At 67.7% G+C, this 23,366-nt stretch carries 22 protein-coding genes; 6 read left to right on the forward strand and 16 right to left on the reverse strand.

The window, feature by feature from the left end:
* Positions 1-69: 69 nt before the first annotated feature.
* Entirely contained in the window at positions 70-249 is a 180-nt protein-coding gene (locus tag DB30_RS05770; RefSeq protein ID WP_052546966.1) for a hypothetical protein, read from the forward strand.
* Between the two features lie 198 nt (positions 250-447).
* On the opposite strand, the gene DB30_RS05775 is transcribed toward DB30_RS05770, so the two are convergent.
* On the reverse strand, positions 448-705 hold the full coding sequence (locus tag DB30_RS05775) for a hypothetical protein (RefSeq protein ID WP_052546967.1): 258 nt from the start codon (positions 703-705) through the stop codon (positions 448-450).
* Positions 706-1,362: 657 nt separating this feature from the next.
* Between DB30_RS05775 and DB30_RS05780 the strand changes: the two genes are divergently transcribed.
* Positions 1,363-2,034: a glutathione S-transferase family protein gene (locus DB30_RS05780; RefSeq protein ID WP_052546968.1), complete on the forward strand. Its 672-nt coding sequence runs from the start codon at positions 1,363-1,365 to the stop codon at positions 2,032-2,034.
* Between the two features lie 95 nt (positions 2,035-2,129).
* Here DB30_RS05780 and DB30_RS05785 read toward each other — a convergent pair whose 3' ends face one another.
* Positions 2,130-2,660 (reverse strand): MmcQ/YjbR family DNA-binding protein, encoded by a 531-nt coding sequence (locus tag DB30_RS05785; RefSeq protein ID WP_240480175.1) that lies wholly within the window; start codon positions 2,658-2,660, stop codon positions 2,130-2,132.
* A gap of 283 nt (positions 2,661-2,943) precedes the next feature.
* Here DB30_RS05785 and DB30_RS05790 point away from each other — a divergent pair, with 283 nt between their 5' ends.
* Both DB30_RS05790 and DB30_RS05795 read left to right on the forward strand, forming a co-directional pair.
* Entirely contained in the window at positions 2,944-3,204 is a 261-nt protein-coding gene (locus tag DB30_RS05790; RefSeq protein WP_165703640.1) for a hypothetical protein, read from the forward strand.
* Positions 3,205-3,471: 267 nt separating this feature from the next.
* The gene (locus tag DB30_RS05795) at positions 3,472-3,804 is read left to right on the forward strand and encodes a hypothetical protein (RefSeq protein ID WP_052546971.1); all 333 of its coding nucleotides are present in this window, start codon (positions 3,472-3,474) and stop codon (positions 3,802-3,804) included.
* A 5-nt stretch (positions 3,805-3,809) separates the two neighbouring features.
* On the opposite strand, the gene DB30_RS05800 is transcribed toward DB30_RS05795, so the two are convergent.
* The 7 genes from DB30_RS05800 to DB30_RS05830 form a co-directional block, all read right to left on the reverse strand.
* The gene (locus tag DB30_RS05800) at positions 3,810-4,232 is read right to left on the reverse strand and encodes a response regulator (RefSeq protein WP_052546972.1); all 423 of its coding nucleotides are present in this window, start codon (positions 4,230-4,232) and stop codon (positions 3,810-3,812) included.
* A gap of 333 nt (positions 4,233-4,565) precedes the next feature.
* On the reverse strand, positions 4,566-4,763 hold the full coding sequence (locus tag DB30_RS05805; RefSeq protein WP_052546973.1) for a CsbD family protein: 198 nt from the start codon (positions 4,761-4,763) through the stop codon (positions 4,566-4,568).
* Positions 4,764-4,822: 59 nt separating this feature from the next.
* Positions 4,823-5,275: a hypothetical protein gene (locus DB30_RS05810; RefSeq protein ID WP_052546974.1), complete on the reverse strand. Its 453-nt coding sequence runs from the start codon at positions 5,273-5,275 to the stop codon at positions 4,823-4,825.
* Between the two features lie 38 nt (positions 5,276-5,313).
* Positions 5,314-6,297, reverse strand: coding sequence for a mechanosensitive ion channel family protein (locus tag DB30_RS05815; RefSeq protein ID WP_052546975.1), 984 nt, complete (start codon positions 6,295-6,297; stop codon positions 5,314-5,316).
* 151 nt (positions 6,298-6,448) lie between these two features.
* Positions 6,449-7,798, reverse strand: a complete 1,350-nt coding sequence (locus tag DB30_RS05820; RefSeq protein ID WP_052546976.1) for a sensor histidine kinase — start codon at positions 7,796-7,798, stop codon at positions 6,449-6,451.
* A complete protein-coding gene (locus DB30_RS05825) occupies positions 7,795-9,183 on the reverse strand; it encodes a sigma-54-dependent transcriptional regulator (RefSeq protein ID WP_052546977.1) in 1,389 nt (462 codons plus the stop codon). The genes DB30_RS05820 and DB30_RS05825 overlap by 4 nt, the downstream gene beginning before the upstream one ends.
* Positions 9,184-9,372: 189 nt before the next feature.
* Complete coding sequence (locus DB30_RS05830; protein ID WP_052546978.1) at positions 9,373-10,626, reverse strand: radical SAM/SPASM domain-containing protein; 1,254 nt, start codon at positions 10,624-10,626, stop codon at positions 9,373-9,375.
* Positions 10,627-10,733: 107 nt separating this feature from the next.
* Between DB30_RS05830 and DB30_RS05835 the strand changes: the two genes are divergently transcribed.
* Positions 10,734-12,386, forward strand: a complete 1,653-nt coding sequence (locus tag DB30_RS05835) for an FAD-binding oxidoreductase (protein ID WP_146658113.1) — start codon at positions 10,734-10,736, stop codon at positions 12,384-12,386.
* A gap of 7 nt (positions 12,387-12,393) precedes the next feature.
* On the opposite strand, the gene DB30_RS05840 is transcribed toward DB30_RS05835, so the two are convergent.
* Positions 12,394-13,467 (reverse strand): motility-associated ABC transporter substrate-binding family protein, encoded by a 1,074-nt coding sequence (locus tag DB30_RS05840; RefSeq protein ID WP_052546980.1) that lies wholly within the window; start codon positions 13,465-13,467, stop codon positions 12,394-12,396.
* 90 nt (positions 13,468-13,557) lie between these two features.
* Between DB30_RS05840 and DB30_RS05845 the strand changes: the two genes are divergently transcribed.
* On the forward strand, positions 13,558-14,073 hold the full coding sequence (locus DB30_RS05845; RefSeq protein WP_052546981.1) for a peptidylprolyl isomerase: 516 nt from the start codon (positions 13,558-13,560) through the stop codon (positions 14,071-14,073).
* A gap of 218 nt (positions 14,074-14,291) precedes the next feature.
* Here DB30_RS05845 and DB30_RS05850 read toward each other — a convergent pair whose 3' ends face one another.
* From DB30_RS05850 to DB30_RS05875, 6 genes are all read right to left on the reverse strand, one after another.
* Positions 14,292-14,948: an RNA polymerase sigma factor gene (locus DB30_RS05850; RefSeq protein ID WP_052547104.1), complete on the reverse strand. Its 657-nt coding sequence runs from the start codon at positions 14,946-14,948 to the stop codon at positions 14,292-14,294.
* A gap of 94 nt (positions 14,949-15,042) precedes the next feature.
* Positions 15,043-15,375: a hypothetical protein gene (locus DB30_RS05855; RefSeq protein WP_052546982.1), complete on the reverse strand. Its 333-nt coding sequence runs from the start codon at positions 15,373-15,375 to the stop codon at positions 15,043-15,045.
* A gap of 14 nt (positions 15,376-15,389) precedes the next feature.
* Positions 15,390-18,434, reverse strand: coding sequence for a serine/threonine-protein kinase (locus tag DB30_RS05860; protein ID WP_146658114.1), 3,045 nt, complete (start codon positions 18,432-18,434; stop codon positions 15,390-15,392).
* Positions 18,435-18,595: 161 nt separating this feature from the next.
* Positions 18,596-20,644, reverse strand: coding sequence for a YncE family protein (locus DB30_RS05865; protein WP_052546984.1), 2,049 nt, complete (start codon positions 20,642-20,644; stop codon positions 18,596-18,598).
* 32 nt (positions 20,645-20,676) lie between these two features.
* Entirely contained in the window at positions 20,677-20,856 is a 180-nt protein-coding gene (locus DB30_RS05870; protein ID WP_052546985.1) for a hypothetical protein, read from the reverse strand.
* Between the two features lie 10 nt (positions 20,857-20,866).
* Positions 20,867-23,332, reverse strand: a complete 2,466-nt coding sequence (locus tag DB30_RS05875; protein ID WP_165703641.1) for a DUF2264 domain-containing protein — start codon at positions 23,330-23,332, stop codon at positions 20,867-20,869.
* Positions 23,333-23,366 lie beyond the last annotated feature (34 nt).

Here is a 23,366-nt window from a genome sequence, read left to right on the forward strand (position 1 = left end):
GACCAAGCTGTGGGAGACTGGGAGGCTCGCCGCTTGAACCAAACTTGACTCAAATACACCGAAATTGGGGTGTCAAGGACACTAGAGGCGCTCGAGCGGTTCTTGCGTGAGGCGGACTTACACATCGACGCCAGCACGGCAACGCCCAAGTGGGATGGTCGGCCGATGAATCTGTCGGACACGTTGGATTGGATGTTCATCGCCGACAAGAGCCGGGCGGTGGGTACGCGCGTGGTGCCCCCCAATTGAGCGATTGCCCCTATCTGTGGGCACTTCGATGGGACGCAGCGGTACAGACACGTGCTCGACTCGCACAGAGGTCTTCGTGCACCACAGCTCGGTGTCCAAAGATGAGCGCGAGCTGCCGCGATGCGGTGCACCCCGGGGCCGACGCGTGCACCGTGTGCACGTCCACGCTCGAACTCAAGATCGACGTGGGCTGGCCCCTCACAGGTTGCTCTCGTCGGTATCAGGCTCGAGACGTAGCACGTATGGCGGCACCTTGAGCGCCATGGCCAAGTCGAGGTTGCCATTTCGCGAGGCACCAAACAGCAGATTGCGCGCCAGCGTCATCCCAGAGATCAGCGTATTCGCCTTCGCGTACTCTTGAATTGCTGAGCGAAGGTGGCTCGTGTCATGGCGCGAGGCGATCAGGGCGTTGAACATGCCCGAGCCATTCTGGGCTTGCGTGATGAGCTTGGACACGGAAGCAGGCCAGGCGGGGAAGGACTCACGTCGAGCGATGAGTCGAGGTCGAGATCGAGATCGAGATCGAGATCGAGGTCCAGCTCGAGACCGAAGTTAGAGCCGAGATTGAGCGTCGGCGCTTGCTGTGACGAGCGCTGGTTGGAGACGTCGAACAGCTTGACGGGCCCACAACCGGTGAGGTGGGTCGTGCACACACCCAAGGCACAAAATGGGCACATCGGCGTGAGCGTGGGACCGCGCGCGTGCTCGGGATTGACGCAGATCCCCATCTTGCAGAACGTACACATGGCGCGACGCGGGAGGCTCGTCCACGTCTCGCGGGCGACCGGCTCCCAGTATAGAGTTGAGCCCCTCGCCGACAAAGAAACGGTCAGTGAGCGAAGCCGGCTCCCTGTTTCCGCGCGGAAATGCCGAGCCCGGGCCCGGCCGTCTTTGCGGTCGTCTTTGCGGTCGTCTTTGCGGCCGTAGTAGGCGCGGTCTCGTCGTCCTCGGCCTAGAGCTCGCCGCGGCGGGCGAGGATCACCCCAGCTTCACGCGGCAACGCAGCCGCACTACGGAGGGTCGGCGGGCCGCCATGAGTCGCCTAGCGATGGATAGCTGGGGCTCCCCCTACGATGAGGGGTTGATGCCCGTTCTAGGCTACTCTCCCCCGCGATGCTGACCGTCCATCACCTCGAGAACTCCCGCTCCCAGCGAATCCTGTGGCTGCTCGAGGAGCTCGGTGTCGAGTACGAGATCAAGCGCTATCAACGGGACAAGCACACCAGCCTGGCGCCGCCCGAGCTGCGGGCCGTTCACCCCTTGGGCAAGTCGCCGGTGATCACCGACGGCGACGTGACGGTCGCGGAGTCTGGCGCGATCACGGAGTACCTCGTCGCCAAGTACGGCGCGGGCCGGTTGATCCCACCCGCGGACACGCCCGCGCGGCTGCAATACACCTATTGGCTGCATTATGCCGAGGGCACCTTCATGCCGCTCATGGTCATGACGCTGGTATTCAATCGCGTGGAGACAGCGCCGATGCCGTTCTTCATCAAGCCGATCGCCAAGAACATCGCGGACAAGGTCCGCGCCAACTTCATCAGCCCCAACGTCAAGCGCAACCTGGACTTCATGGAGTCGACCCTGGCGACCACCGAGTGGTTCGCCGGGCCCGAGATGACGGCCGCCGACATTCTGATGAGCTTTCCGGTTGAAGCCGCCGCGACGCGGAGCGGCATGGCCTCGCAGTACCCAAAGCTGAACGGGTTCTTGCAACGCATCCACGCGCTGCCGGCGTATGAGCGGGCGCTCGAGCGCGGCGGACCGTACGAGCTGTTGAGCTGACCGTGGCTGACAGCGGTCGCCAATTCACTGGATCTCGAGCGCGTCTCCGCGACAATGTGGGAATATAGCCACAACGAGTGAAGCGACACATCAGCCTATTTCTTCGCAGCTTTCTTCTTCGCAGCTTTCTTCTTCGCAGCTTTCTTCTTCGCAGCCACCGGGGCCGGAGCGTCTCCATCGAGCTGCTTGATCAACCGCTTGGGCGCCTGGGCACGGTAGCTCTCGTCGATCCACGCCTGCAACATCGCCAGATCAGGCCCCAGCCCGTCCTCGAAGCTCGCCGACACCCAGCCGCTGCGGCCCAAGCCGTACGCGGTTGGCTTGGTGTTCGGCAGCATGAGCGCGACGTCCTTCGAGCGCGGGAGCTTGCACGAGATGTTCAGCGGCTCGCCCTCGAGGCTGAGGTACGCGAAGGTCTTGTCGTTGACGGCCAGGTCCATGTGCCCCGGCCACGGGCTCTTGTAGTGGACGCCGGGATACCTCATCCCAAACGCCCGCAGCGCCAACAGCACCTCGTCGTGCGGCCCCTTCTTCTTCGCCTTTGCCATGCGCTCGATCCCCGCCTCGATGGTGCGTCCAACTCGCTCGCCCGCGCAAGCTGTGACCTTGGCCAAGCAGGATCGCACGCCGGGCAACGTGACCAAGGACCGCTGGCGGCCCAGTACGCGCTTCGTCGCTGATCGTCGGCCGTCGGGGCCAGGCGGTGGCTCGAGGCCGACGCGCCCCTCGAGTTTGCGGTACTCAGGATCCCCGTGCCGCGATCCACTGCGTCAACACTCGATCGAGCTCGGCGGCGGCGTGGCCCCTGGGGCCCTGCGACGATGTTCGGAGTCGTTGCGATCCCCATGGTCGCCTGCCGCCCCGGCCCGCCCACGCCGGTCGTGCCGGCCACCTCACCCGCCTCGCTCGATGTGCAGGGACATGGGCGTCGACGGGATCATCACGGACTACCCTGACGTGCTGCTGCGCGTGCTCGGGCGCAGTGCAACGCGTGATCCCGAGGCCGCCGACGCGTCAACCTCGATCCCGCCAGACCCGGTCGATACGGCGATCCCGAAGACTCTGCGCGCGGTCTCGGTCGGCCTGGTCAGTCGGGCCGACCGGAGCTCGCAGCTGGCGATGTTGGGGTTTCGGTGCGTGAGCGATCCACTGCCGACGACCGCCGACTGAGGTGCCCTCGATGAGGTCACGCCGGTCGTGGGCATCCCTCGGCCGCATCGGCCGGCCCCGGACCGTCGGCGACCGTGAGGCTGGGATCGAGCGCGTGCTGCCAAGCATGGAACCGGTCCGGTTCCGGTCTGGCTGGCCACTCACCGCGAGCTGCACACCAGCCGACGCGTGGGGGTGGTCTTCGCCCAGCCCGCCACGGAGCCCGCCATGGCCATGGACTGAGCCCAGCGACAAAAGCGACCACCCACCCGCCAGATCCGCGATACTATGAGCCCCACCTCGGAGCCATCCATGCCGCGCCTGATCCCCTGCCCCGCTTGCCACTCTCACGTGCTCGTCGACGAGCACACCTGCCCCCACTGCAGCGCATCACTGCGGACCGCCGCGCCCAAGCTGCCGGTCGTGCTGATGGGTCTGGCGCTGGCCGGTTGCCCAGCCGTTGGCGAGCCGGACTACGGCGTGCCGGATACGGGGCTAGAAGAGACCACGACGAGCACGGACACGGACACGGACACGGACACCGGGATGACCTCGGATACCGACTCCGGGACCGACTCCGTTGGCGAGCCGGAGTACGGCGTGCCCGATACGTCCCCGTAGCACGATCAGCTTCGGCTCCCGCCCGCTCCAGCCGGGTGCGCCAATTCCTGAATCGTGCCGATGACGTGCGCGACGTCGATCGGCTTTTGGATCAGCCGGCCAAAGCCCGACTCGCGGGCGAGCGCGCGCGCGCGCTGGCTGCCGTCGGCCGTCACCGCGATGCTCTGGACCGCTCCCCCCAAGTGTGTGGGCCGCTGCCGGATTCGGCGCATGAGCTCGTGGCCGTTCATTCGCGGCATGTCGATGTCACTCATGAGCACATGTGGCGCAAAGTTCACCAAGTCGTCGAGCACCGCTTGCGCCGTCGTGCGGGTCGCCGTGACCGCCCCAGACAGCGTCAAGATCATCGCAAGGAGCTCGAGCGTGTCGAGATCGTCATCGACCAGCATCACGCGAACGCCTGCGAGCGCGTGCGCCTGCGTGCTCATGAATCCTCGCCCCCGGACGGTTGGCCTGGACCACAGGGGTATCGGATCGTGCTCGCCCCATCGCGCTCGACCTTGTCGGCGACCGCCGGCCTCCTCGCGGTCGGGCCCAACTCGAAGCTACGCCTCACCGGTGTCCCCTGCTTCCAGTGTGAGCGCGGGGCCGAGTGAGCGCGGACTCGAGCAAGCTATGACGCACGGTTCAAATAGCTGCAAAGCCTGTGCCGCAAGAGGTGACTACATACGGGGCACCTTGCCCGACAGCTCGAAAAATCGGGCGCGACTGGAACCCCACTCGCGCCCGCCCGACTCTCACACGAATACGAAAAACTCGAATTAGATGCTTGCGATGAAATCGTCGGCCTGCTGCTCAGCCCACTCTCGGGCCTCGCCGTAGCGCTGCTGAAGCCTGGCGACCAATTGGTCGCGGCGTCCCTTGACTTGCTCGAGGTCTTGGTCGGTCAGCTTGCCCCACTTGGTCCGGGCCTGGCCCCTGAGCTCATCCCATTTTCCTTCGATCTGTGTCCAGTTCATTGGTGTCCTTTCATGCTTGGTGATATGAATTGCTGCGCTCGACGACCGCGATTGTTGGGCTACGAAGACTCGTAGGCATCGAGTCGCTCCTCGAGCTTGGCGAGGGCTTCATCGAGCTTGCGGACGGCGTCCTGCGATGTCTCGAGCGTGGCCTGCTCGACAGCCTCGAGCTTGGCGTCAACGTCAGCCTTGGCCGCGTCGAGCTCCTGCGTGACCTTGGCCTCGACCTCGCGTCCGTCGGCCTTCGCCTTGGCCTTCGCCGCCTCGACCCGGGTGGCGAACTCGTCGGCCTTGGCCTTGGCCTTGGCCTTGGCGTCGTCGGCCTCATCCGCGATCTCGTTGCCGGCCTGCTCGAGCTTATCGCCGGCCTTCTCGACCCCAGCTTCAATCTTGTCGCCGGCCTGTTCGGCCTCTTTCTTGGCCTGGTCGTCGACCTTGGTCCCCTCGCAGCTGACCGAGAAGGTGAGCGCGAGCAAGATGGCCATTGGCGTCCAGATGTTGAGTGTGTTCATTGTTGCTCCGTTTCGTGAGTTGATGTGTAAAATCGTGTTCAGCCCGGCTCGCTGGCGTTGGCGGCGTTTTGCACGTGGAGCGTGCTCGCGTCGATCGACGCGCCGCCGACCTGTTGCGCGCCAAAGTCGAGCGTGCGGATTGGAAAGGGAATGCTCAGGCCGGCCTCATCAATGGCCCGCTTGATGCGAATGATCATGTCCGAGCGCGCCTCGAGGTAGCCAAACTGCGCGGGGTCACCCAGCCACACCCGAACGTCGAAGTCGATTGAGCTCGAGCCAAAGCTCTTGAAGAACACCTCGATATCACGATCTCGATCTCGCCATTCGACCTCTTCGAGCGCCTCGATCACGACCTCACGCGCGCGCTCGAGGTCGTCCGCGTACGCGACCCCCAGCTCGATGTCGACGCGGCGCTCTTTGGTGCGACTATAGTTCGTGATCACATTTTGAGACAGATCCTTGTTGGGCACGATGACGTGCAGCCCGTCAAAGGTGCGCATCACCGTGCGGCGCAGGTGGGTCTCCTCGACGGTGCCGATCTTGTCGCCAATCTCAATGATGTCGCCCGGCTCAAACGAGCCGCGAAACGCCAGCATGGCCCCGGCCATGAAGTTGGCGGCGATGTCCTGGAACGCGAAGCCAAGCGCGAGTCCAATCACCCCGACCCCAGCCAGCAGCGAGGTCACGGCCTTGTCGAGGTGCAGGAGGCTCAGCGCGACCGAGATCCCTGCGATGACAACCCCGACCTTGGCGACGCTCCCCAGCAGGGCCGACAGCGCCTCGTTGTTGGTGACCCTGTCAAAGCCGCGCCGGGTCCAGTTGCCCACGTGACGGGCAAGGAGACCAAACAGCGCGACGACCACGGCGGCGAGCAAGAAGTTCGGCAACATCTCGATCGAGGTCTCGGTCCAGCTGGTGAGCTTGCCGTACAGACCATCGAGGGCCGAGGCGAGCGTCTCGGGAAGCGCTGGCGATGTGGCGTGGAGACCGAGGACAGATTCTATTTCAAGGTGGCCGTGCATGTTGCACGGCGCTGTTGTGCACGACGCGTACCAGACTGGGAGCGGGCTCTGTGTGCACGCCCGTCGAGGGCGGTGTGACGCGACCGCTCGGCGTGGCGCACCTGTGTGCCAAAATGAACCGCCGCGAGTCGCTGGTTCGGGTCAGCGCGGCTCAGCGCGGATCCACGAAGGGCACCGTGAAGTAGAAGCGGGCCCCGCCCTCCGCGGCTTGATCGACCGCGATCTGGCCGTGATGGGCCTCCACGAGGCTCTTGGCGATTGCGAGCCCAAGCCCGGAGCCGGAGCTCTTGGCCCGATCCTCGGCCTGCCAAAAGCGCTCGAAGACCTGGCCGCGATCTCGCTCGTCGATGCCGGGGCCACGATCGCTGATCGAGATCTCGACGCAGTCGGTGCTCGCTGGGCTTGCCCGCACGCGAACCTCGATCTGGCTCGCGCTTGGACCGTACTTGATCGCGTTGCGCAGCAGGTTGTCCATCACCTGAATCAGGCGCTCGCGGTCGGCTTGGATCTCGCCCAGGCCGTCGTCGACCTCCAGGACGAGCTCGTTGCCGTGGCGCTGGGCGAGCGCCGCGACCTCGGCGAGCGCAGCTCGGGCGAGCGCGCCAGGGTCGAGCGCCCGAAGCTCCAGCTCGATCTTCCCGCTCTCGAACTGCGAGACATCGAGCAGATCCGTGATCAGTCGATTCGAGCGAGTGACCGCGCGCCGAATGCTGTCGATCGCCATCCGCCGCGTGCCCGGGTCCTCGTTCTCGAGCAGCGCGAGCGACAGCTGAATGTTGTTGAGGGGTCCGCGAAGGTCATGAGAGACGACCGCGAGCACCCCGTCCCGGGCCGCGACCGCCTGACGCAGCTCCGTGCTGACCCGCAGCAGCTCGCGCGCGCGCGCCTCGGCCTCGGTTCGCGCGCGGGCGCTGTGACGCAGGGCGGCCCGCTGCTCCGCGCGAGCCTCCCGCTCCGCGACGCGACCCAGCAGCATCCCGAGGTTCGCCAGCAGCTGAACCAGGGCCAGGTCGCCGCGGGCGTCTGGCTTCGTCGCAAAGAACTCCAGGGCCGCGACGACGACGCTCCCCGAGATGATCGGGAGCACAAAGTAGTGATGCAGCCCCAGGGTCGCGGCCAGCTCAGCCCGCTCGCTGCCGTGCTCTGCCTCGAGGTGGTGGAGCACGAGCGGGGTCTGATCGTGGATCGCCCGATCCGCCAGCGAGAACCGCTCGAGCTCCCCGGAGTCGGTGCGAAGCCGCTCGAGCTCGGGGCCGCCAGCGAAGTGCCACAGCTGCGTGCCGCGGGCGCGGGCGTCCTCGCGGTCTACGGCGAGCGCGTGACCGACAGCCCAACCCATGTGCTCGCAGATCATCTCGAGCGCCTCTGCGACGACATCTTCGAGGTTGCCGGACTCGTTGGCGGCCTCTGACATGGCGTAGGTCAGGGCCAGGTCCTCGCGCAGGAGCGTCAGCGAGCGCCGGGTGCCAGCGAGCCGCTCGCTGGGCCGCCTGCTGCTCACTGCCCTCCCTCCTGCTCCGCTTCGTTGCCTGGACCGTCTTCGAGCCGCCCGAGCCGGCGATACAGGGTACGCCGCGCGAGCCCGAGGACCTCGGCGGCCCGCGTCTTGTTGCCCTCCACCGCCTCGAGGACCCGTCGAATGTAGCGACCCTCGAGCTCGGCCAAGGTGATTAGCTCTTCGGGTTCAGCAGCGTGAATGACCAACTTGGCGTGCTCGTAGCAGGTGACCTTGTCGGGCAAGTCCGCGAGGGTGAGCTCGTCGTAGCGAGCCAGGGCGACCGCGCGCTCCATGCAGTTTTCTAGCTCACGGACGTTGCCCGGCCAGTCGTAGGCCAAGAGCTTGTCCGCGACGGCGGCGGTGATGCCCTTGACGGGCTTGCCGCTGCGCTCGGCGATACGCGTCAAGAAGAATTGCGCGAGCAGCAGCACATCTCGACCCCGGACCCGCAGCGGCGCGACGTGAATGTTGACGACGTTGATCCGATAAAACAGGTCCTCGCGAAAGCGCTTCTCTTCGACCTCGGTCTCGATGTCACGGTTGGTCGCCGCGACCACGCGAGCCCCAACCGCCACCGTCTTGTCACTGCCGACGGCCCGAACGCTGCGCTCTTGCAGCGCCCGCAGCAGCTTTGGCTGCATCTCGATCGGCAGCTCGCCGATCTCGTCGAGGAACACGGTCCCGCGCCCGGCTTGAACGAACAGGCCGTCGCGCGAGCGCTGGGCCCCCGTGAAGGCCCCACGCACGTGACCAAACAGCTCGCTCTCGAGCAATTGAGGCGGGATCGCAGCGCAGTTGATCGCGACGAAGGGCTGCTCGGCCCGCTCGCTCTGGCGGTGCAGCTCGCGGGCCACGAGCTCCTTGCCAACCCCGCTCTCTCCGGTCACGAGCACCGGAACGTCGGCATCTGCGACCCGCTCGATCAGGCTCTGGGTCCGGGCCATCGCGCTGCTCTCGCCGATCAGGGTCGACGCGTCGGCGCGGTGGATCATCCGCCTGAGCCGGTGGACCTCGTCCTCGAGCGCGGCCTGATGCAGCGCCCGCTCGAGCCGATGAAGGATCTGCTGAAGATCGACGGGCTTGCTCGCAAAGTCGTGGGCGCCCGCGCGCAACGCCGCGACCGCGGTGGCCATGTTGGCCTTTCCGGTCATCACCAGCACGGGCATGTTGGGGTAGCGCGCGCGGACACGCGTGCACAGCTCCACCCCGCTCAGCCCGTCCATGTGGACGTCGGTCAGCAACGCGTCGAAAGGGTCGGCCTCGAGCTGCTCGAGCGCGGCCTCACCAGAACCGACCGCGCTGGCCTGATAGCCCTGCGCTCGCAAGTTGGCGCACAGCAGCTCGCGGGTGTCGAGATCATCGTCGACGACCAGGATTTTGCTGTCCATCTGGGAGCTTCTAGCATGGCTTGGTCGAGCAAACCCGCGGCCGGCGAGCCATGCGGATCAGCCCGCTGCCCTCGGTGAACCTGACTACGAAGGTGTCCGCAAGCGGGCGATCGGTGAACCTGTCCACGAAGGTGTCCGCAAGCAGGCGAGAAGCCCTCGCCCGAGCTGAAAACACCCCGACACTTAGTGTCAGCTTGTCACGACCGGCAGCGAGCGCCGGCCCGCGGGCGGCGGCAGGTCCGACCACGGCTGTTCGCGCAGCTCGAAGCCGCCAAAGTCATAGGGGCTCCCCGGCGCAGCGCGGGCGTGCACGATCACCTCGCGCAGCCCTTGCTTGCGCAGCTTGTCGGCCCGGTAATAGCAAAACGGATTGTTGCCCCGCCGCCCCAATGTGCTGTGGCTGGTGAACGAGCACCCGGCCCGGCACACGTCGGCGTAGTAGCAGCTCGCGCAGTGGCCCCACAGCTCGTCGGTGCTGCGATCACGGGTGAACCTGATCGCCTCGCTGTCCCAGATCTGTTCGAGGCTGAGCTCGCGCACGTTGCCGCCCTGATACGGCGCGGTGGGTAGCGAGGGGCAGCCCTTGACGGTCCCGTCGGACTCGATGCCCAGCACATAACGGCCAGCCTGGCAGCCGGGAAAGAACCGGTCGCGCCGATCCGGGCGCGAGCGTAGCAGCGGCTCGTGCGGCCCGTAGTAGCCCAGGTTGTTGCCAAGCGTGACGCGAAACGATTCCATCTCCGAGGCGCCGCGAGCCTGCGCGCGGGCGCTGGCTCCCGCCTGGATCTGCGCGAGCGTGTCAATGATCTCCAGGACCATGTAGGGCTGCACGATCCACTCTGGGTGATCGGCCGCGCGACCCATCGGCGCGGTCAGCTGCCCACGCCAGACCAACACTCCAGCGGCCTCGAGCTCGGCTGCGATCGCCGGGAGCTCGTGCATGTTGAGCTGGTTGATCTGCGAGTTGCTGGTCACCACCATGCCGGCCGCGCGCGCGTGCTCGATCGCTCGCATCGCCGCGTCGTGGCTGCCTGGGCTGGCCCGCAGCCTATCGTGGACCGCGGCCGTGCCGTCGATCGACACACCGACGGCGGCCAGGCCCGCGTCGCGCAGACGCTGAGCCCGAGCAGCCGTCAGCCCGCGGCCGCCGGTCTGCATGGTCACGCGGACGCCGGCTTTGGCGAGGTGCTCGACGAGTTGGTACACGTCGCTGCGCAGGTAGGCTTCGCCGCCGATCAGCGTGACCTCGCGGCTGCCAAGCTCGACGAGCGCGTCGGCGACCGCGAGCAGCTCGGCGGTGTCGAGCTCGTCGTCGCGCACTGGACCGGCTCGGGATCCACAGTGGGCGCAGGCGTGGTCGCAGCGAAGCGTGATCTCCCAAACGGTGTAGATCGGGCGGGGCTGATCGACCTCGTGCTCGCGAATGGTGCGGGAGCTCGACATGCGCGTCGAAGCTACCACCGACGCGGTCGACCCGGTGGCGATTGTGGCGGTTGTGGCTGGAGCTGCTCGAGCGCGAGCTGACGCAGCGTTGACGCACCGGTCCGCCCGTGAGTCAATGCGATCCGGCCGCCATGGACATCAAGAAGCTCGCACTCGATCTCGCTACTCGCTACCGCGCCGTGATCCTCGTTGGCGTTGGCCTGCCCGTGGGGCTCGCGTTCGATGCCGGCCTCCGCCTGCGCGCCAAGGTCTACGATCTGCTGGGCGCCGCACCCGAGCGCCACGACGAGAAGGTCGCCGAGGTCCAAGATCAGGTCCGCCGCTGGGCCGCGCAGCCGGCGGATCAGCGCAAGCCCATGTGCACGGATCGCAAGACGTGGATGAACCTCTCGACCCGGTTCGAGCCCAAGCACCAGTGGCACCAGATACGCATGGGCAACCTGCGCGACATCTTGCGGGTCGACGTAGAGGCCAAGACGATCCACGTCGAGCCCTTCGTGACGGTCGGCCAGGCAACAAGCTACCTGATCGATCGCGGCCACATGCTGGCCGTCAACCTGGAGATCGCGGAAGCCACGCTGGGCGGCCTGGCGATGGCGGTGGGCATGACAACGCACTCGCACAAGGTCGGGCTGCTCAGCGAGACGGTGGTCGCCTACGAGGTCGTGACCGCCAGCGGTGAGCTGCTGCGGGTCACGGCAGACTCACACCCCGAGCTCTACCGCGCGCTGCCCTGGTCGCACGGCACCCTGGGCCTGCTCGTGGGCCTCGAGCTGAAGATCATCCCGGTCAAGTCGCACGTGCACATGCGCTACGAGCCAACCCACTCGCAGGCGGAGTACTGCGCCCGCATGTACGACCTGTCAACCATGGACGACGGGCCGGACTTCATCGAGGCCACCGTGTACTCGCGGGATCAGGCCGTGATCATGAAGGGTGAATTCGCCGATCCGGTCACGCCCGAGCAGCGCGCCAAGATCAACCCAATTGGCCGCTGGTACAAGCCGTGGTTTTACACCCACGTGCGCGAATACCTCAATGGCGGGGGCGATGAGTACATCCCGCTTCGCCACTATCTGCTTCGCCACAATCGCAGCATCTTCTGGGTCGTCGAGCACATGATCCCCGGCGGCAATCACCCGCTGTTTCGTGCGCTGCTGGGCTGGATGATGCCGCCCAAGATCGCCTTCTTGAAGTTCTCGACCACGCCGGCCGTGCGCAAGATGACCTTCACCATGCAGGTGTTTCAGGACATCACCCTGCCCATGAGCGCGATGGCGGACGCGGTCAACAAGTCCGACGAGCTGTTCGACATGTACCCAATCCTGCTGTACCCGTGCCGGGTCTACGATCGCGGGCCGGGCAGCGGGCAGCTGCGCAACCCGGCGGCGAAGGATCGGGTCCTGGGTCGGGACTACGCGATGTACTTTGATCTTGGGGTCTACGGCGTGCCAGGGCCGATCCAGCGGGGCGAGAAGTTCAAGACCGTGCACGCGATGCGCGAGATGGAGGCGTTCACCCAGAGCGTGCGTGGGTTCCCGTTCTTGTATGCGGACACCTTCATGACGCCCAAGGAATTCGAGGAGATGTTCGACCTGTCGCTGTACCGGGAGGTCCGGGCCAAGTACGCCGCGGAAGGGGCGTTTCCCACGCTGTACGACAAGATCAAGCCCGAGGTCGATGTGCTCGCGGTGCTCGAAGAAGAAGATGAATGGGACGCTGAGTGGGGCGCGCTCGACCCCGACCCGAGCGCGGCCTGATGACGGGCTATCCGGCTGCCCGGCTTCCTGGCCCATCCACGATCCATCGCGCCGTGTTCAACACCAGCTGCAGGTTGTCCCGCGCGTCCGGGTGCTGCACGCCCACGCCAAACCACTCGCCTTCGTGGTCAACGTAGCGCGCTGACAGCATCGCTGCTTCGCCGAACATGGCGACCCGCCCACGTCCAAGCTCGCGCACGGCCGCCAGCGCCCAGCCCCCGGCCGCGCGCCGCTGGGTATGCTCCGAGAACTCCCAAGCGACCTCCGGCATCAGCGTGACGGCGTCAGCTGGCATCACGACCAGCGCCGTGGCGTCGTCCGGCGTCTCGAAGGTCGCGCCCGTGAATGACTGCAATTGCTCGAGCCGCTCCTCGATCCGCGCGCCGTCGGTGATGGGATGGCCCGCGAGGATCGTCCCGTCCGCCCGGCTAAATCCAATGATCGATTGTTCGATCTGCCCCGGCTCGCGCTCGCGGAACCCAAACCCATTGTTGAGCGCAAACCCAACCCGGGCCGCGAGCGCCTCGGCGGCCCCGGGAAACGGCATGTGATCCGCGACCACCCACAGCCCGCCGCCAGCTTCGACCCAGTCGCCGACCGCCGCGATCTCGTCTGGGGTGAACGCCGAGGGCGTTGGCAGCGACCAGTCGCCCACGTTCTTCGCGTTGAGTGGGTTGACGATCACCAGCAGGTCGACGCTCGCCAGCACCGTGGCGTTGAACGGGGCGTCGACGAACTCGACCGTGAAGCCATCTCCCGTGAGGGCCTCGGCGAACACCGCGTAGTTTGAGCGAATACGATAGTTGTTGTGGCCGGCGTCGATCGCCACCCGTGGGCCCGTCCCGGCGGCAAAGCTTGGTGTTGGAACCTCGATCGCCACGCTCGGCGCGGCGTTGGGCCCAGCGCCCGGCGTGACGATCACCCGTGGCGGCGCCCACTCATTGGACGCGGCTGCTGCTGCTGCGGGGGGATCGGAGCTCGCGGAAACGACCGCGGCGGCCCCGGGCGAGGGCGCGCTCGGACAGGCCAGCAACAAGCACGCAGCCGCGACGGGCAACCAGGGCATCGATCGCCAGGTCATCTGTCCCAGCCTACCAGCCTCGCTGCGCACAACATCACGATGTTTGCGGCGATCCTGGACCCAAGCGCCAGCACGATCTAGCGTGCGCCCATGGCCAACCCGACCGCCACCCTCGAGACCTCGCTCGGCACCTTCAAGATCGAGCTCTACACCGACCTGATGCCGATCACCGCTGGCAACTTCGTGAAGCTGGCCAAGAGCGGCTTTTATGACGGCCTGCACTTTCACCGCGTGATCAACAAATTCATGCTGCAGTTCGGCTGCCCGCACAGCCGCGACCCCAACAGCCGCCGGGCCGGCACCGGGGACGGCCCCGATGGCACGATCCAGGACGAGCACCCCGCGAACGCGAAGCTCTCGAACGAGCCCGGCACCCTGTCCATGGCCAACACCGGCCGCCCGAACAGCGGCAGCTGCCAGTTCTTCGTCAACACGGTGCACAACGCCTACCTCGACTGGTTCAGCGCAGGGCAGTCGAAGCACCCCGTGTTTGGCCGCGTGACCGAGGGCATGGACGTCGTCCACGCGATCGAGCAGACCCCGACCGACGGCAACGATCGCCCGCGCACGCCCGTGCAGATGATCCGCGTCACCGTCACCGACTGATCCAGGGTGTCTTCAGCTCGGGCGAGGGCTCCTCGCCCGCCTAGTCCCGAATCAAGCGCTGCGCGCTCGACTCGGGCCTACTATGTCTTCAAGGGGGCTTTCGAAAGCCCCTCGCTTCGGCGGCGGAGCCCCCTTCGCTCACCCCAAACGCTCGCCTGTCGGCTCGTACTAGCCCCAAATCACTCACCTTTTCCAATTCAGCGCTTGATTTGGGCCTACTAGGAAGGGCGCTGGGGCGCGAGCCGGGGGCCGCACCCGGCGGCCCAGTCGTCGAGGCGCGTGAGCGTGCTGTCGAGCACCTCGGCCGAGCGCGCGATGCCTGCCATCGCGGCCTCGAGCGCGTCACGAGCCCGGATCAGTCGGCTGCGGATCGTGCCCGATGGCATGCCAAGCACCCGCGCGATCTCCTCTGTGCTCAGCTCCTCCCAGTAGTGCAGCTCGAGCACGACCTGGTAGTTGATCGGGATCGCCCGCAGCCCTTCGAGCAAGAGTCGCTGCTCTTGCGCGTGAACGATCACCGAGGTCGGGCTGGGGTCGACGGCTTCGATCGCGACCTCGTCGAGCTCGACCTCTCCCGGCTTGCGGTAGGTCTTTCGCAAGTGCGCACAAAACACGCGATACGCGATGCACAGCAAGTAGCCGCGAAACCGGCTGCCGTCCGCGATCCTGTCCCGACCTTCGAGGGTCGCGGTGAAGGTCTCTTGGATCAGGTCAGCGACCTGGTCCGCCCCAACCTTGTTGCGAAAGAAGCGAGCGACTGGCGGATAGTGCCGGACGAAGAGAAGCTCTCCCGCCTCAGCATCGCCGGCCCGCCACGCAACGAGTAGCTCGGCGTCGCTGGTCGGGGTGGCTGGGTGGTTCGAGGACTCGGTCATGATGATCGACACCGCGAGCACCGCTCGCCGTGCCAATCATAATCGAGCGGAGACTGCGTCGCACCCTGCCCTCGCGTCAGGTGGTTCGACCTGCTCAGGACGGACAGGTCGTGCGCGGTTTGAAGATGATTGTGGTCGTGGGTCCCATCGTGCCGACCACGGCCTCGCCGGGCGAGCTGTCGCGAACATCGACGCTGAAGTCGATCGTCGCGCCGTTGGGGTCGCTGAAGGTGATCGAGTTGCTCGTGGTCGTTGGCAACGGATACGCGGTGGGCGGCGTGGAAGCCGGGGTGTAGAGGACCCCCAAGATGCTGTGGCCGGGGTTGACGAAGGTGACCGTGATCGTCGAGTGGGTCTCGAAGCTCAGGCTCTGTGGATCCACAGGGCCCCCGACGGAGATGGTGTAGCTGGACTGGTGACAGGTCATCTCATGGCTTGGCCTCACTCGCCCGCCAACCGGCGCTCGTCGCCAGTCGCGCTGACGCTGTCGAGCAAGATCGCCAGCGTCGCCTCACCCATGGCCACCGTCTTTGCGTGAGCACGCGCCGACGCGAGCGCCGCTGCTCCGGCTGCACGATCCGCGGGCGCCCCACGCAACGCGAGCACACCGCGAAACAACTCGAGCTCCATCCGCTCCATGCCCGCGAGCTCCTGCCCGTCGAAGCGTGCGAGCCCCGCCCGGGCCGACTCGAGCTGGCCCGAGGCGACATCGACGCTGATCAGCCCAAACCTGGCGTCCACGGCTTGCTCGTCGCCGCCGCCCTTGGCCTCGATCACCGCGAGCGCCGACTCGAACTCGACCCGCGCGTCGTCGATCTTACCCGTGGCGAGCAGCGCCCAACCCAGGCCCGCGCGGAAGTACGCGACGTAGACATCGTCGGCCCCGTAGGCGTCCGCATACCCCTGGACCGCCCGCCGGTAGGCGAGGATCGCCGGCTCGGGCTCCGCCAAGAAGTAGTGGGCTGCCGCGACCAGAGAAGCAGCCTCGGCCTGTTCAATGGATGTCTGCGACACACGCTCGAACGCAGCCGCAGCCGCGCGCCCATGCCCGAGCGCCGCGTCGCTGAGACCTCGAGCGAGCGCGAGCTGACCCAGCACCAGCTGCGCGCGCCCGGTGTTGCGCAGCTCGAGCTCTTTGGCGTGCGCCCAGATCTGCACGGCGCGCTCGAGCATGGTTTGAGCGAGCTCGGCGTCCCCGGCCTCGAGCGCGAGCTGCCCCAGGTTGTAGGCCGCGAGCGCGACGTCGGGGTGACGTGGACCGTGGACGCGCTCGAGCAAGTCGAGCGCGTGGGCGAACAGCTCGAGCGCGCGATCACGGTCACCTTGGTTGAGCACGACCACGCCCAGCGAAGTGCTGGTGTGGGCGGCGAACAGCAGGTCTTGGTGGTCTGGGTCGCCCTCGAACACCGCCACCAGCGGCTCGAGCAGGTTGAACGCGGCCACGAATTGCTTGTCGAGCAGCTCGAGGTTGCCGCGGACATAGTCGAGCCGGGCCATGGCATGCGGCTCGAGGTGATCGGCGCCGACACGCCGGGCCGCCGCGTCGGCGCGCCGCAGCCACCGACGTCCCGCCTCTACGTCCGTCTGTTGGGTCGCGGAGAAGCTTGCCATCCGCCGCCAGCTGTCCGCGACCACACGATCGTGGTGGGCGACCTCGGCGAGATCGGCGGCTTGCTCGAGGGCCTCGAGCCCCGCGGCCGCGTGGCCGCCATCGAGCAACGCCCGACCTCGGGCGTGCGCGAGCTCGGCGGTCAACGGCGGATAGTCGAGCTCACCCACTTGCGCGGTGAGCTGCTCGAGCCTTGCCAGCGCCGTTTCATGGTGAGCGATCAGCAGCTCGGCCTCGATGCCCGCGAGCTCGTCGCGAGCCCGCTCGACCGCGGCAGCGAGCGCCCTTGGGGGATCGGGCGGGCCTCCCTGGCTTGCCTCGCGCGCGCAGGCGCGTGGATCGTCTAGCCGCAGCACCGCCCGCGGGGCCTCGCGCAGCGTCTGGAGATCGCCAGCGAGCATGAGCTCGACCAGGTGTTGGGTCGATCGGCGTTGGCGCTCGAGGCAGGCGCCGAGGCGATCGAGCACGATCGGATCACCGCCAGCGCGCCCGCGACACAGCTGGGCGCGGCTGTCGATCCAGCGCGCGCGCCAGCGATCGAGGCTCGCCACGATCGCGGCCTCGCTGTCGACGAGCCAGGTCGCGTTGGGTGCTGCCGCCGCGTCGGCCAACACCTGACCAAGCTGCGCGCGCTGACTTCGATCCCACGTGAGCCCGAGCTCGCTCGCTACCCCCGCGCAGTCTTCGACGCTCGCGTCGTCCCCCCACCAGGCCACGCTCGCGCCGCTGAACAGCCCGACGCCCACCGCGACCACGGCTGAACCGAGCAGCCAAGACCGACGCCGCCGCCGACCCAGCCCATGCTCGAACGCGGCGACCAGATCGTCGAGGGTCTCCCACCGGTCATCGGGCTGTTCCGCGAGACCCCGACGGATCAGCGGCCAGATCCAGTTGGGGACCCAACCCCGACCGCGCTGCTTGGTAGGTGGTGTCAGCGGTCGCCAGTCCACGTCGCCACTGAGCATCTCGTTGAGGGTGCGCCGCGCAAACGGCCGCCGCCCCCACAGCCCCTCGTAGAGCGACACGCACAGCGCGAACTGATCCGCGCGAGCATCCGACCAGCCCTGAAACTGCTCTGGAGGCATGTAGGCCGGCGTACCCTTGACCTCGCCGCTGCGGCTGACGAGCGAACGCCGAGCGTCATCGGTGATGGACTGCGAGCGATCCAGATCCCAGGTCTGTTCGAGATCTTCGGAGGTGGAGGACTGACGATCGAGCGCCGCGAGTCCAAAGTCCGCGACCGCGACCCGGCCTTCCGCGCTGCGCAGCACGTTGTCGGGCTTGAAGTCACGGTGCACGACCCCAGCCGAGTGGGCGGCCGCCAGCCCGCGCGCGGCGTCGAGGTAGGCCCTGAGCACGGGCTCCCAGCCGGGCGCGTGGGCGATCCAATCGCGCAGGCTGCCGCCGTTGACGTACTCCATGGCCAAGAACACGCGGCCGTGCTGCTCCCCCACCTCGTAGACGTGCACGACGTTGGGGTGCGCGAGACGAGCGAGGGCCCGCGCCTCTACCCGCAGACGTTCGGTGAAGCGCTGGTTGGCGAGATGGGCGTGGACAAATTTGACCGCGACCGCGCGATCGAGCTGCTCGTCAATTGCGAGCTGAACCTCGCCCATCGCCCCCGCGCCGAGCCGCCGAACGATCCGATAACGGCCCACGCGCAGGGCCCCGCGGCCCGCGAACATGCGTGAACGAACCAACTCGAACAGCCGCTGGCCCTCGATGTCACCGGCCCAACCACCCTCTGGCTGCTCGCTGCCCCGCGTCACTCCGCCGCGCTCGCTCGGCCGGCGCGTGAAGGTGGACTCGTCATCCGTGGATGATGCCGGAGCACCCGACAGGGGCGCCGCAGCATTCGGCATCGTCGTCAACGTCATGGGCTCGCGCCTGCGCGCCGAGCATACTCGGGGCCGCTGCGCGAAACGACCGCTGGCACGCGCGAATCCATGGCCCGCGGACTTGCGCGCGGATGACAAAGATCACCGCGATTTTTTGCAGCGGTTTCGGCTGGGTCGCCACGCGAGCGATCGGAGCACGATCAGAGCAGGCGCAAGAACGCGAGCAACGCCGCGCGCTGGTCGTCGCTCAGTCCCCGCGAATCGCCGGTTGCTGGGCCAAGCTCGTGATCACACGAACGCTCGAGATCCTCGCGCAGGCGCACGCCCTCGAGCACGGCTTCGAGGCTGTCGGCGCCGCCGTTGGTGAAGTACGGCCACTTCAAGTACAGCCGCCGCAGCGCAGCCACGCGCGCACCTTCGGGGTGGACCCACGGGACGATGCCGGTCTTCGCGTAGGCGTTGCTGGCCCAGACCAGCGGCGCGTTGTCGCTGAAGATCAGCCGCCGCCACGGCTCGAGATCACCGCCGGGCCCCAGCGCGACGCGGGTGCTTGGATCATCGGCGACCAGCCGGGCTTGATGGCAACCCTCGCAGGTGCTCGCGAACAATTGCGCGCCGCGAGCCTCGAGCGGATCAAACTGCGCGCGCCCTCGCGTCGCGGGGTTGCTTGGCATCGACCACCGGATCAAGAACCGCAGCAACGCCCGCCGCAGCGTCTCGCCATCGACGCCGCCCGCAGGCCAGCCCGGGAGCTCGGCCAGCCACCCGAGCGCGTCGACATCCAGCGCAAACCAGGGCGCGCGGGCGCTGTGGCGGTTGGCCACGCCAAACTCGTTGTCGATCATCTTGGTCGTGGTCCGGTCCAGCGCGCGGCTAAAGTGCGGGCGGTTGGGGACCAGACCGATCAGCGGCTTGCTGCTGGCGTGGATCGGGCGGCCCTCGAACTCTCGACCGGTGAAGTGGACGCGGCCGTCACCGCGGCCCTCGAAGTGGCAGGTCTCGCAGGTGAAGCGGCTGCGCTTGCCGGTCGCGTCGTTCCACGGCGCCATCGCGGTGGTGAACACCAGCGCTTCGCCAAGTCGCTCCTCGAAGCTGCGATCATCGGGCGGCGCGGGCTTGGAGGTCACGGCGTCCGCGGTGATGTGCAGCCAGCGATCCAGGAGCGGATCGGCAGCCCACAGCGCCTCGGCGCCAAGTCGCGCGACGTCGGTGGTCCCCGGCAGGCCCGGCCAGCGCTCGACCTCTGGGGCCGCCTCGAACCCCTGCGCCCAGCGCAGCGTCAGCAGATCGGGCGTCGCGTAGCCGGCCAGCTGCAGCGCGGGCGTGGGCGTGGGATCGCTGGCGTTGATCCGCCACCGCGACCACTTGGGCGTGACGACCCCGAGCTCCGAGACGTTGACGCTGGTCAGCCGCTCGACCCCAGACTCGCGCAGCGCATACACGAACACGAACGAGTCGATGTAGCCAAAGCCCCCGTCGCGGCGCTCGAGTGGGTGATCTTCGACGCCAGTGAGCGCCAGCAAGCGATCCCCCACCGGATCCGCAGGCCCCAGCTCGAACGACCAGATCGGCCCGTCGTGCTGCGGGCCCGGAAGCGCGTGCAGCTGGCCATCCATGATCCGATCCACGCGGATCCGATGCTCGAGCAGGCAATTGCCAACCAACAGATCGGGCTCTGCATGCAGCGCGATCGGTCCCCGGCAGTAGGGCTGCCGCGCGACCACCTCGAGCTCGCCGTCGTCGCCGGGCTCCAAGCGGTGGAGCTGGCCGTGGCCTTCGTCGGCGACCCAGGCTGCCTTCGGTGTGGCCGCGATCGCCCGCGGCGCCAAGCCTCCGGGCAGCGCGATGTCCCCCAGTCGCTCGAGCGTCGTCGCGTCGTAGCGCGCCACTCGAGCCTCACCGGTTCCCACCACCAACAGCTCGCGGCCCCGCGTGGCCAGGTCGGTGGGGTCGTGCGGCGTCGCGGCCGTGTGCACCACCGCGCCGTGCTCATCGAACACCACCAGCTGATCGGCCCCGCGCAGCAAGCCCGCGAACCGGCGATCATCCAGGGCGAGCACGCGGTAGGGGTTCGCGCCCAGACGCTGGTCCGAAGCGGGGATCGCCGCGAAGTCGAGCTGCCCGCGCTGCGCATCCTCGAGCGCGAGCAAGCGAGCCCGCGCCTCGGCGTGTGGATCTGCTTCGGGTTCCTGGGCGACCTCGGCGACGACCGGCTCGGGCTCACGACAGCCAAGCAGCGCCGCCGCCATCCAGGCGGCGACGATCGCTCGCTGAGGCGTGACTACCAGCCGCCGTCTTCCTTGTCGTCGGCCTTCTTCTCTTCGGCCTTGTCGTCGCCGTCTTTCTTGTCGTCGGCCTTGTCAGCCTTCTCGTCGTCCTTCTTCTCTTCTTTCTTGTCACAGGCGACGGCCGTGAACGCGAAGGTCAGAGCCATGGTCAGCGCGAGCGCGTACTTTTGCATGGACCGGAGTCTACCCGACCGTCAGCTCGAACATCACCGTGGTGGCTTCGTGCGGCGGCGGATCCAGGGGGAGCCAACCGGTGGCTTCGGCCGTGACGGTCTGCGCGTCGCTGTTTGACGGAGCGCCCGTCCAGCCCGAGGGCCACCAGCGCAGCGTGGCCGGACCGGCAGCCGGACCCAGCTGAACCGACACGGGCCCGTCGATCTCGCAGCGAAGCCGCTGGGGCTGGATCTGACACGCGAGGGTCACGGGGCCGTTGGTGGCCTGCAGCAGCGGACCGCGTTCGTCTGCGAGGGTCCGCAGGCTGTGGGCCACGATCGTGCGGACCCCGTCGCGCTCCGAGCTGCTCGCCATCCGCAGCGGGCCCGTCAGCTCAACGGGCCCGAGCTCCAAGCTGCGCTCGTCGAGCACGCGCGCAAGGTCGACCCACGCCAGCGCACCGTTGGCCCAGCTGACCGTCGCCCGGGTGGCTTCGAACTCGACCGTGGGCGCGGCCGCCAGCACGGGCGCGGGATCAAACGGCTGGGTGGACACTTGCTGCAAGCTCGCGAAGCAGCGCGACCCGGTGTGCGGCTGCTCGACGCCCAGCCCGATCCACACGGCCTCACCGCCAAGCACGTGCCGGGCTGGCCCAGCGAAGTCCAGCCGCGGGCCCGCGCGCGTCCAGCCTTCCAGACCCGCGAGCAGCACCGCCCCAGCGTCCTCACCAGTGGTCTGCACATACCACCACGGCGCGCTCGTATCGGTCTGGCCGCGCTCGATTACAGCGTGTTCGCGCAGCGCCAAGCTGCCCTCGTAGGGGCGCGCGGCCGCGTCGAGGCCCGGGTACACGCAGCTCACCCGCACGCTCGGGCTTGGGCCTGGGCTGACGTCGGCGGGATCGAGCGACACGGACGACGAGAGCATCGCGCTCGAGATCCAGTCTGCTGGCAACTTCGCCCGCTGCTCGCTGGATTGCTCCGGGGGAACCGCGTACCGGGACCACGCAAACCCGGGCGCCACCTCGAACGCGTAGGCGCCCGAACGCCGCATCTCGAACCGCTGATCCAGCGCGGTGACGATCGTCGCGTCGTAGGGCCGCGCCCCCTCGGTCTCGCTCGCAAACCAAGTCGTCGCCGCATAGCTGAGCTTCTTGTAGCGATCGTGGTAGCTGGCCTTGCGCGTGCTCGAGCCAACGTTGTGGAGCACCAGCCCTGCGCCGTCGCGGTCGTGCTCGACCATCCACCCGATCGCCGGGATCGCGTGGACAAAGTCGCCAAGGTCGGCCGGCAGCGGCTGCTCGGGCGCGGTCCAAAATTCGTGGTCTGGCGGCAGGGCCAAGACCGCGAGCGCCCGGGTCATGAAGTACTGCGAGCCGGGGCGCACGTAGTTCTCGAGCACCCGCGGCTGTTCGCCATGGTGGCCGCGGGTCAGGACCTCGTTGGCGTCGAACATGCCCGCGTCCACGTGAAAGCGCAGGTTGCCCGAGCTCATCCGCCGCGCGAGCCCAGGCTCGACGAAGTCATCACCGGCGACCACCGAGCTGTGCAGGGCAGCCAGCACGGCGCTGCGATACGCCAGCGAGCGACCGATAGGCGGTACGCGCCCCTGACTGTCGAACAAGTACGGGAGCTGGGCCAAGAACGCCTGGGTCCGCGCGGCGACCCGCTGCGCCCGCGCCTGCTCGGGCGCGCCCTCGTGCTCGATCGCCGTGCGCCAGAACGTGAGCTCGGGGTGGATGACGAACGCGTTGTACCAATCGAAGCGGTGCGGGGCGCCGTCGCTGTAGAACCCGTCGCCGACGTAGTCGCGCTCGAGCAGGTCGAGCTGCCGCTCGAGCGCGCCGCGTGGAACCGGCTGTTCAAACGCGATCCTCGCGGTGTTGCGGGCGATCTGAAAGCCCAGCCAGTTGGCCGCGAGCGGCACTTCTGCGGCGCGCAGCCACGCCATGACACGCGCCCGCTCGAACGGACCCCAGCGATCCCACATGCGCGCGCGGGTCTGCACCAAGAACGCCGCCACGCTCGCGGCCTCGACCTTGCGCTGGGTCCAGCCCTCGCCGATCGGGTACCAGTAGTCGGGGCTGCGCGGGTCGGTTCCGTTGACGACGATGTCCCGCGCGAGCGCGGCGACGTCCAGCTCGTTGCCGGCCACGACCACCCGATCGGGGTTGCACGCGCACGCAAGCCAGGCGCCCAACGCCGGCAACATGCGGATCGCCCCTTCCATCGAGGCTGGCAGCTTCTCGCCGCCCGCGTAGCGCGTCCGGGCCCCCGCGGGGGAACGATTGGCGACAAAGCCTAGCAGCAGGCGACCGAACACGGCTTCGTAGTGGGCGCGGGTCCAGCCGGTGTGGGGTGATCGCGCGCGGTCCTCAGGGGGGTCGAGCGCGATGACTTGGGGGGTGGCCCGATCTTGACGCAGGTCCGCGGTGGCCTGCTCGTTGCCGCTGGGCGAAGCGGGTCCGCACGCCAGCGCCACAGCGAGGGAGCACACCGCCAGCCACCGCCAAGCCCTTCGACCGGGCCCC

The organism is Enhygromyxa salina, from assembly GCF_000737335.2.
Lineage (GTDB): Bacteria > Myxococcota_A > Polyangia > Nannocystales > Nannocystaceae > Plesiocystis > Plesiocystis salina_C.